The organism is uncultured Georgenia sp., from assembly GCF_937958535.1.
GTDB lineage: Bacteria > Actinomycetota > Actinomycetes > Actinomycetales > Actinomycetaceae > Oceanitalea.
Genome location: NZ_CALGNQ010000086.1, coordinates 1 through 8,596, shown reverse-complemented (window position 1 = coordinate 8,596; position 8,596 = coordinate 1). Strand labels below are relative to the sequence as shown.

10 protein-coding genes are annotated in these 8,596 nt (G+C 75.3%); 3 read left to right on the top strand and 7 right to left on the bottom strand.

Annotation, left to right across the window (positions count from 1 at the left end; translation table 11 throughout):
- Positions 1 to 263: co-chaperone GroES (gene groES, locus Q0195_RS05020; protein ID WP_299275419.1), on the bottom strand; the 263-nt coding region annotated here is incomplete at its 3' end.
- A 217-nt stretch (positions 264 to 480) separates the two neighbouring features.
- On the opposite strand from groES, the gene Q0195_RS05015 reads away from it, so the two are divergent.
- Both Q0195_RS05015 and Q0195_RS05010 read left to right on the top strand, forming a co-directional pair.
- Positions 481 to 1,686, top strand: coding sequence for a class I SAM-dependent methyltransferase (locus tag Q0195_RS05015; RefSeq protein ID WP_299275416.1), 1,206 nt, complete (start codon positions 481 to 483; stop codon positions 1,684 to 1,686).
- 39 nt (positions 1,687 to 1,725) lie between these two features.
- The gene (locus Q0195_RS05010; RefSeq protein ID WP_299275413.1) at positions 1,726 to 2,862 is read left to right on the top strand and encodes a glutamate--cysteine ligase; all 1,137 of its coding nucleotides are present in this window, start codon (positions 1,726 to 1,728) and stop codon (positions 2,860 to 2,862) included.
- Between the two features lie 73 nt (positions 2,863 to 2,935).
- Here the strand turns inward: Q0195_RS05010 and tsaD are convergent, their stop codons facing one another.
- Positions 2,936 to 3,991 (bottom strand): tRNA (adenosine(37)-N6)-threonylcarbamoyltransferase complex transferase subunit TsaD, encoded by a 1,056-nt coding sequence (gene tsaD, locus Q0195_RS05005; protein WP_299275410.1) that lies wholly within the window; start codon positions 3,989 to 3,991, stop codon positions 2,936 to 2,938.
- Positions 3,992 to 4,075: 84 nt separating this feature from the next.
- Here tsaD and Q0195_RS05000 point away from each other — a divergent pair, with 84 nt between their 5' ends.
- Positions 4,076 to 4,684 carry a malonic semialdehyde reductase gene (locus Q0195_RS05000; RefSeq protein WP_299275407.1) on the top strand — a complete coding sequence of 203 codons (609 nt, stop codon included), beginning with the start codon at positions 4,076 to 4,078 and terminating at the stop codon, positions 4,682 to 4,684.
- A gap of 56 nt (positions 4,685 to 4,740) precedes the next feature.
- On the opposite strand, the gene rimI is transcribed toward Q0195_RS05000, so the two are convergent.
- Genes rimI through alr form a run of 5 tightly spaced genes read right to left on the bottom strand, consistent with a single transcriptional unit; the run spans position 4,741 to position 8,441 of the window.
- Positions 4,741 to 5,202: a ribosomal protein S18-alanine N-acetyltransferase gene (gene rimI / locus Q0195_RS04995; protein WP_299275404.1), complete on the bottom strand. Its 462-nt coding sequence runs from the start codon at positions 5,200 to 5,202 to the stop codon at positions 4,741 to 4,743.
- A complete protein-coding gene (gene tsaB / locus Q0195_RS04990) occupies positions 5,199 to 5,903 on the bottom strand; it encodes a tRNA (adenosine(37)-N6)-threonylcarbamoyltransferase complex dimerization subunit type 1 TsaB (protein ID WP_299275402.1) in 705 nt (234 codons plus the stop codon). Before tsaB ends, rimI begins: the two co-directional genes overlap by 4 nt.
- Positions 5,904 to 5,947: 44 nt before the next feature.
- Entirely contained in the window at positions 5,948 to 6,787 is an 840-nt protein-coding gene (locus Q0195_RS04985; RefSeq protein ID WP_299275399.1) for a hypothetical protein, read from the bottom strand.
- Positions 6,784 to 7,299, bottom strand: a complete 516-nt coding sequence (gene tsaE, locus Q0195_RS04980; RefSeq protein WP_299275396.1) for a tRNA (adenosine(37)-N6)-threonylcarbamoyltransferase complex ATPase subunit type 1 TsaE — start codon at positions 7,297 to 7,299, stop codon at positions 6,784 to 6,786. Before tsaE ends, Q0195_RS04985 begins: the two co-directional genes overlap by 4 nt.
- Positions 7,296 to 8,441 (bottom strand): alanine racemase, encoded by a 1,146-nt coding sequence (alr, locus tag Q0195_RS04975; RefSeq protein ID WP_299275393.1) that lies wholly within the window; start codon positions 8,439 to 8,441, stop codon positions 7,296 to 7,298. The genes tsaE and alr overlap by 4 nt, the downstream gene beginning before the upstream one ends.
- Between the last annotated feature and the right edge of the window lie 155 nt (positions 8,442 to 8,596).

Sequence of the window (8,596 nt, the reverse complement as noted above, 5' to 3'; positions counted from 1 at the left end):
GAGAGGATGAGGTACTCCTCGCCGCCGTACTTCACCTCGGTGCCGCCGTACTTGCTGTAGATGACGACGTCGCCCACCTTGACGTCCAGCGGGACGCGGTTGCCGTTGTCGTCGACGCGGCCGGGGCCGACGGCGACAACGGAGCCCTCCTGGGGCTTCTCCTGGGCGGTGTCCGGAATGACGAGACCAGACGCCGTGGTCTGCTCGGCCTCGAGGGTCTGCACGACGACGCGGTCCTCGAGGGGCTTGATGGAGACCGACACTGCGGACCTCCCCTTCGCATGAGGTAGTTACGGAACAAGGTCAGGTCGCACCGTCACCGACGAGACCGCCGTCGCGGGAGCCGGCCCCGGATCGGGTGCACGTGCGGCCGGTCGGCCGCAGCAGCATCAATCTATGCCCGCGATTAGCACTCGGTCAAGGCGAGTGCCAACGGGTGGCGGTACCCGCGCCACCGCCTCCGGCGCCTACTATCGACGGGTGGACGCCGGCGCACTGAGCAAGCTGCTCTCCCCCGAGGGCTGGGCCCTGCTCGGCCAGCTCCCGCCCTACGACGAGGACACCGCCCTGCGGCTCGCCACGGGGTTGCGCGAGCGCGGGGTCGACCCCGACCTCGTCGCCGCCGCGATGACGCAGTCGCGGCTCCGTGCCCGGGCCCGGGGCAAGTTCGGCGAGTTCGCCGACGGGATGCTCTTCACCCCTGCGGGCCTGGAGCAGGCGACCCGGCTCGCCGTCGGGGCCCATCACGCGGCGCGCTACGCCCGGGCGGGCGCCACCCTCGTGGCCGACCTCGGCTGCGGCATCGGCGGGGACGCGATGGCCCTCGGTGCGCTCGGCCTGCACGTGCTCGCCGTCGAGCGGGACGAGCTCACGGCGGCGGTCGCCACCGTCAACCTGCGCCATTTCCCCGAGGTCACCGTCCGGCACGGCGACGCCCTCGCGCTGGACCTGCGTTCCGCGGGGGTGGACGCCGTCTTCGCCGACCCGGCGCGGCGTACCCGGGGCGGGCGCCGGGTCTTCGACCCGCGGGCCTACTCCCCCACCCTGGACGAGGTGCTCGCACTGCGGGAGCAGGTGCCCGAGCTCGGGCTCAAGGTCGCCCCGGGGATCCCGCACTCCCTGCTCCCGGCCGACGCGCACGCCCAGTGGGTGAGTGTGGGCGGGGACGTCGTGGAGGCCGGCCTGTGGTTCGGCGACCTCGCGCCGGAGGGGCCGGGCCGCAGCGCCCTCGTCCTCACCGCCGACGACGAGCCGCACCGGCTGCACGACCCGGAGGTGACGGCGGCCGACGCGTCCGTGCGCCGCGGGGAGGTCCGGCCGCTGGACCACTACCTCTACGAGCCGGACGGCGCGGTCATCCGGGCGGGTCTTGTCGCCCAGGCCGGGGAGCAGGTGGACGCCGGCCTGGTCGCCGAGTCGATCGCCTACCTCACCGGCCCGCGGCTCGTGCGCAGCCCGTTCCTCACCGCCTACCGGGTGGTCGACTCCTTCCCGTTCTCGCTCAAGCCGCTGCGCACCTACCTGCGGGACCGGCAGGTCGGCACGCTGACGATCAAGAAGCGGGGCACCGCGGTGGAGCCGGGCCAGCTGCGCCGCCAGCTGTCCCTCACCGGGCCGCAGAGTGCGACGATCGTCCTCACCCGGGTCGCGGGACGGCAGCGCGTCATCGTCGTCGAGCCGGTCTGAGCGTCGTCAGGCCGCCGTGCGGGCGGCATCATGGGTGCCATGGAGATCGCCTTCGCGCCCTCGGCGCGGTCGACGATCGGCATCGAGTGGGAGCTCGCGCTCGTCGACGCCGACTCCGGTGACCTACGCCAGGTCGCCCCGACGGTGCTCGAGGCCGTCCGTCCGCCGGGGGCGCAGTCCCACCCTCACGTCCACGCCGAGCTGCTGCTCAACACCATCGAGGTGGTCTCCGGGGTGGCCACGACGGTCCGCGAGGCCGGGGCGGACCTGGAGCGCACCCTCGATGAGCTGCGGGAGGTCATCGACCCGTTGCGGGTGGAGCTCATGTGCGCGGGGACCCACCCCTTCGCGCGGTACGACTACCAGCGGGTGACGAACAAGCAGCGCTACGCCACCCTCATCGAGCGCACGCAGTGGTGGGGGCGCCAGATGGTCATCTACGGCGTGCACGTCCACGTCGGGATCGAGGACCGGCGCAAGGTGCTGCCGATCCTGCGCGCGATGCTCTCCTACTTCCCCCACCTGCAGTCGCTGTCCGCCTCCTCCCCGTTCTGGGCGGGGCGGGACACCGGCTACGCCTCCAACCGGGCGCTGCTCTTCCAGCAGCTGCCCACCGCCGGGCTCCCCCAGGTCTTCGACGAGTGGGAGCAGCTCGAGGGCTATGTGCGGGACATGACCCACACCGGCGTCATCGACCACTTCAACGAGATCCGCTGGGACATCCGACCCGCGCCGCGTCTCGGCACGCTGGAGATGCGGGTCTTCGACGGCGCCTCCAACCTCACCGAGGTGCTCGCCCTCGCCGCGCTGACCCACTGCCTCGTCGAGCACTTCTCCACCATGCTCGACGAGGGGCACGAGCTGCCCCGGATGCAGCCGTGGTTCCTCCACGAGAACAAGTGGCGCTCGGCGCGGTACGGGATGGACGCCATCGTCATCCTCAACTCGGCCGGTGACGAGCAGCTCGTCACCGACTCCCTGGAGGACCTGCTGCGGACCCTGGAGCCGGTGGCCGCGCGGCTGGGCTGCCTGGAGGAGCTCGACGGCGTGCGCACGATCATCCGCAAGGGCGCCTCCTACCAGCGCCAGCGGCGGGTGGCCCGGCGCCACGACGGCGACCTCGACGCCGTCGTCGCGTCCCTGGTGGCCGAGATGAAGGCGGGCCGCCCGCTCTGACCGGGTGGCTCCGGTGGGCCCGCACCGCGGGAGCGGCGACCCGCGCCCGCAGACCCGGCCCAGGTGGCGCGGGTCACCCGGTGGGCGGCATGACCGTCTCGGTCAGCGGCATGCCGGAGTCCACCGGGAAGTCCAGCGGGGACGGCGCCACCCCGGAGCGCAGCATGGCCGAGCCGAGCGCGGCGATCATCGCGCCGTTGTCGGTGCAGTAGCGGATCGGCGGGATGCGCACGGTGATGCCGTGGCGCGCTCCCTGCTCGGCGGCCAGCTCACGCAGCCGGGAGTTGGCGGAGAAGCCGCCGCCGATGACGAGGGTGTCGCACCCGGCGTACTGGCAGGCGGCCAGCGTCTTGCGCACCAGGACGTCGGCGACCGCCTCGGAGAAGGAGGCGGCGACGTCGGCCACGGCGAGCTCCTCACCGGCGTCCTCCACGCCCTCGACGAAGCGGGCCACGGCGGTCTTCAGGCCGGAGAAGGAGAAGTCGTAGGGGTGACGGACGGCGTCCTTGCCGCGGGACAGGCCGCGCGGGAACCGGATGGCCGTGCGGTCTCCCTCCTGGGCGAGGCGGTCCACGTGCGGGCCGCCCGGGTAGGGCAGGCCGAGCAGCCGGCCGACCTTGTCGAAGGCCTCCCCCGCGGCGTCGTCGAGGGTCTGGCCGAGCTCGACGACGTCGGTGGCGATGTCCCGCACCTCGAGCAGGCTGGTGTGGCCGCCGGAGACGACGAGGCCGATGAAGTGGTCGGGGAACGGCCCGTTGACGAGCTCGTCGACGGCGACGTGCCCGATGACGTGGTTCACCCCGTACAGCGGCCGGTCCAGGGCGAGCGCGAGCGCCTTGGCCGCGGCGACGCCGACGGTGAGCGAGCCGACGAGGCCGGGGCCGGCGGTGACGGCGAGGGCGTCGACGTCGGTGAGGCGGCAGCCGGCGGCGTCGAGGGCGGCATCGAGCGTGGGGAGGAAGGCCTCGAGGTGGGCCCGGCTGGCGACCTCCGGGACGATGCCGCCGAAGCGGGAGTGCTCGTCCATCGAGGAGGCCGTGACGTCGGCGAGCAGCTCGCGGCCGCGGACCAGCGCGAGCCCGGTCTCGTCACAGCTCGTCTCGATGCCCAGCACCAGTGGTTCGCTCACCCTCCCAGCGTAGTGGCGCACCACCGTCGACACCTGTGGCTAACCTCACGGATCGCCGCAGGTGGTCCATGCGTTGTCATGGGTATGACGACCGACGTTCTGCAGGGCACCCTGAACCTGCGCGAGATCTTCCACGACGCCCACACCACCCACCGCTTCGTCGACGAGCCCGTCGACGTCGCCATCGTCCGGGAGGTCTACGAGACCATCCGCTGGGCGCCGACGGCGATGAACGGCCAGCCGCTGCGGCTGGCCGTCGTGCAGTCCGGGGAGGCCCGCCGGCGTCTCGTCGCGCACATGAGCGACGGCAACAAGGACAAGACGCTGGCGGCGCCGCTGACGCTGATCGCGGCCACCGACCCGGCCTTCCACGTCCACCTCGAGCACCTCGCCCCGCACCGCGCGGGCGCCCGGGAGGACCTCGAGGGCCAGCCGGAGTTCCGGGAGGGCTTCGCCCGGACGAACGGCCTCATCCAGCTCGGCTACCTCATCGTCGGGCTGCGCGCCGCAGGCCTCGCCGTCGGGCCGATGACCGGGATGGACGCCGCGGGTATCGACCGCGAGTTCTTCGCCGAGTCCGGCTGGCGCACCCTCGCCGTGCTCAACGTCGGCCACGCCCCCGCCGACGAGCCGGGCGCGGTGCACCCGCGCGCCGGCCGCCTCGACTTCGACACCGCCGCCGTCGTGCTCTGACGCCGTTCGTACCGCGAGGGCCGGGTCCGTCTCCGGGCGGCCCGGCCCTCGCCGTGTCAGGGCCGGGCGGTGAGGTCGGCCGGCCCGGGGCGCAGGGTCAGGCGCATGACGAGGGCGTCCTCGTCGCCGTAGTAGCCCGGCCGCGTCCCCACCGGCTGGAAGCCGGCGCGACGGTAGAGCCGCTGGGCGACCTCGTTGCTCGCCCGTACCTCGAGGAAGACCCGCCGGGACCGCGCCTCGCGGGCGCGCTCGAGCAGGTCGGCGAGGAGCTGCGTGCCGATCCCGCGGCCGGTGTGCTCGGTCGCCACCCCGATGGTCATGACCTCGGCGTCCTCGGCGAGCGCGATCCCGGCGTAGCCGACGACGAGGCCGTCCTGCTCCGCGGCGACGTAGTACCGGTGCGGTAGCGCCAGCTCGGTGAGGTAGACGCTGCGCGGCCAGGCGGTGCTGCCGAAGAGCTCGGCCTCGAGCTCGAGCACCCGGTCGAGGTCCTCCTCCCGCAGGGGCCGCAGGGTCACGAGGCGCGCTTGCGGGCCGTGGCCGGCTGGACGTCGGGTCGCCTCAGGTAGAGCGGCTCGGTGCCCAGCGACACCTCCTCACCGGCTTGCGCCCGCGCCAGCCGCGCCCGCACGACCCGCGCGAGGACGGCCGGGTCGACCTCGTCGGGGGTGCCGGGCGTGGGCGGCAGGACGTCGGCGTACAGCACCGCGCCGGCCCCGGCGACGACGACCTCCCCCTCGTCCACCGCCGCGCCCGCCGGGTCGGCGGCGACCTGCGCGGCCGGCCCGACCCGGGGCCCGGCGAGCAGCCGGACGTCGTCGTCCCCCAGGGCGCGGTACCGCGCGGAGTAGACCTCCCGGCGCCGGGCGTCACCGAGGACCAGGACGGTGGCCTCCGGGTGCAGGTCGAGCACCTGGCGGGCGAGCGCGTCGAGGCTGCCCACGCCGTGGACCGGGATGCCGCGGGCGTGGCCGAAGGCACGGGCGGTCACCAGTCCCACGCGCAGGCCGGTGAAGGGCGCCGGCCCGGTGCCGACGGCCACCCGGTCGACGTCGGCGGCGGTGAGCCCGGCGTCCCGCAGGGTCTGGGCGACCAGCCCGGCGAGCCGCTCGGCGTGCCCGCGCCGGTCGGCGCTGTGGGCCCGGGCGAGCACCCCGGCGGTGTCGTCGTGGAGCGCGACCGAGCTGCCGGCCGAGGTGTCGATGCACAGGGTTCGCACCCGCCCAGGGTAGTCCGCGGCCGCCCGGCGGGGCACCGCCGGCGCTACGCCGCCCCGTCCTCGCGGCCGGGGCCGTCGTCCGGCGGGCGCGGGGCCTCCTCGTCCTCACGGGGTGGCGCGATGCCGGCGTGGACGTCCGCCACGATGCGCGAGTCGGCCTGCCGGTACTGACGCGCCAGCCACCACGCCGCCCCGGCACCGAGCAGGAGGATGACGACGATCGGCACGAGGGGCGAGAGCCCGCCGTCGGCGGAGTCGGCCGCCGGTGGCGCCGGCGTGGGGACCGGCTCCCCGTGCCACACGGCAAGGAACTCCTGGAAGACCTCCGCGGCCAGCGGGCCGTGGAGCAGCGTGCGCGCCCCCTCCGTCACCGGCCACACCTTCCCGTCGAGGGCCGCGAACCAGCCCTCGACGTCGGCGTCGTAGACGAAGACGGTGCCCGCGGTGGCCCCGTAGAGGGCGGCGCCCAGCTCCTCGTCGGCGATGACGTCCAGCGCCCGGGGACCGGTGCCGTCCGGCAGGCCGGCGAGCACCGCCCCGACGGCCTCGGGGGTGTCCACGGACTGGACGAGGACCGGGGCGACCCACTGGTCGACGGGTTGGGCGGGCTCGCCCAGGTCGGTCCCGGAGAGGTAGTCCTCGGCCCAGGTGGCGACCTGCCGCGGGACCCCGACGACGACCTCCTCCTCGTCGGTGAGGTCGGCGTCGGCCGCGAGCTCTGGACCGACCTCGGCGAACCAGGCCGCGACCTCCTTGGGGACGTCGGAGACGTCGGGGGTGGCCGGCGCACCGAGCTGCGGGCCGGGGTCCTCGGTGGCGGCCGTGAGCGGGGCGGGCACCAGGAGCAGCACCCCGACGAGCAGCCCGACCAGGCGGCGGGTCACCGCTCCTCCGCGGGGGTCCCGAGCACCGCCGCCAGGTCCACGCCCTCCCAGCGGGGCCCGTGGGCCGCGACGGTCACCGTGCGGATACCCGCGTCGGCCACCTCCTCCGCGGTGTCCAGGCCGCCGCGCGGGCGGGCGATGCGCACCTCGAGCCGGTCCTCGGCGAGCCCCTCGACGAGCCCCGACCCCCACTCGACGACCGTGACGGAGTCCTCCAGCGAGCTGTCCAGGTCAAGGTCGTCGACCTCGGCCAGGGACTCCAGCCGGTAGGCGTCGACATGGACGAGGTCGGGGCCGCTGCCCGGGTTCGGGTGGGCGCGGGCGATGATGAAGGTGGGTGAGGCGACCTGCCCGCGCACCCCGAGCCCGGCGCCGATGCCCTGGGTGAGCGTCGTCTTGCCGGCGCCGAGGTCGCCGGTGAGCACGACGAGGTCGCCGGCGCGCAGGACGCCGGCCAGGCGCCGGCCGAGCTCGCGGGTGGCGGCGGGGTCGGGCAACTGCCAGGTGGTCACTGGGGGTCCTCCGGGGAGACGTGGACGCGTGGGACACGGTTGCTCAGCCGGGTGACGATCTCGTAGCTGATCGTCCCGGCGGCGTCGGCCCAGTCCTGCGCGGTGGGGTGGCCGTCCCGGGCGTCGCCGAAGAGCACGGCGACGTCCCCGACGGACACCTCCGCCCCGGCGGGCAGGAGGACGACGATCTGGTCCATGCTCACCCGGCCGGCCACGCGGGTGCGGTACGGGCCGAGGCGCACCGGTGCCGCGTTGCTCACGTGCCGGGGGATGCCGTCGGCGTACCCGAGGGGCAGCAGCGCCAGCCGCCCGGGCTCCGGGGTGGTGAAGGTGTGGCCGTAGCCGACGGGGGTGGCTGCCGGGACGTCCTTGGTGAGGACGACCTCGGCCTCCAGCCGCATCGCCGCGTGCAGCCCGAGCGTGACGGCGTCGGCCACCTCCGGGGCGGGGCTGTGCCCGTAGACGGCGATGCCGGGCCGGACGAGGTCGAAGTGGGTGCTCGGGTGGAGCAGCGTGCCGGAGGACGCCGCGAGGTGCCGCAGCGCGGGACGCAGCCCGGCGCGCTCCGCGACGCCGACGGCCGCGGTGAACACCTCCACCTGCCGGTCCGTGGTCGGCTGGTCCGGCTCGTCCCCCCGGGCCAGGTGGGACCAGACGCCCACGACGTCCACCGTGCCGTCGGCGGCGAGGCGGGCGGCATGGGCGACGAGCTCCTCCCACGCCTCGGGGCGGGCACCGCCCCGGGCCATCCCGGTGTCGACCTTGAGGTGGACGCGGGCGGGCCGTCCCGCGGTGCGGGCCGCGGTGGCCAAGGCGTCGAGCGCCCACGGCGCGGAGGCCGAGACGTCGACACCGGCGGCAACGGCGTCGGCCAGCGGCGCCCCGGGGGCGTAGAGCCAGGTGAGGAGCGGGGCGTCGATCCCCGCCGCGCGCAGGGCGAGGGCCTCGCCGAGCTGGGCGACCCCGAGCCACGAGGCGCCGGCGGCGAGGGCGGTGCGGGCCACCGGGACGCCGCCGTGGCCGTAGGCGTCGGCCTTGACCACCGCCATGACCTCCGCGTGCCCGGCGGCGGCGCGCAGCCGCTCGACGTTCGCACGGATGGCGGCGTGGTCGATGACCGCCCGGGCCGGGTAGTAGCTCACGACCCCCCAGTCTCCCACCTGTCGGCCGTCACGCGAGCAGCTCGGCGACGACGGCGGGGACGGCCCGGGCCACCTGCAGCGCGGTCACCGGCCCGCCGGCGGAGGCGCGGGCGCCGGCCCGGCCGTGGACGAGCGCGGCCGCGGCGGCGAGCGCG

Coding starts and splice junctions, on each gene's coding strand:
- Q0195_RS05010 (WP_299275413.1), top strand. CDS start 1,726: ATGGAGATCGCCTTCGCGCCCTCGGCGCGGTCGACGATCGGCATCGAG.
- Q0195_RS05000 (WP_299275407.1), top strand. CDS start 4,076: ATGACGACCGACGTTCTGCAGGGCACCCTGAACCTGCGCGAGATCTTC.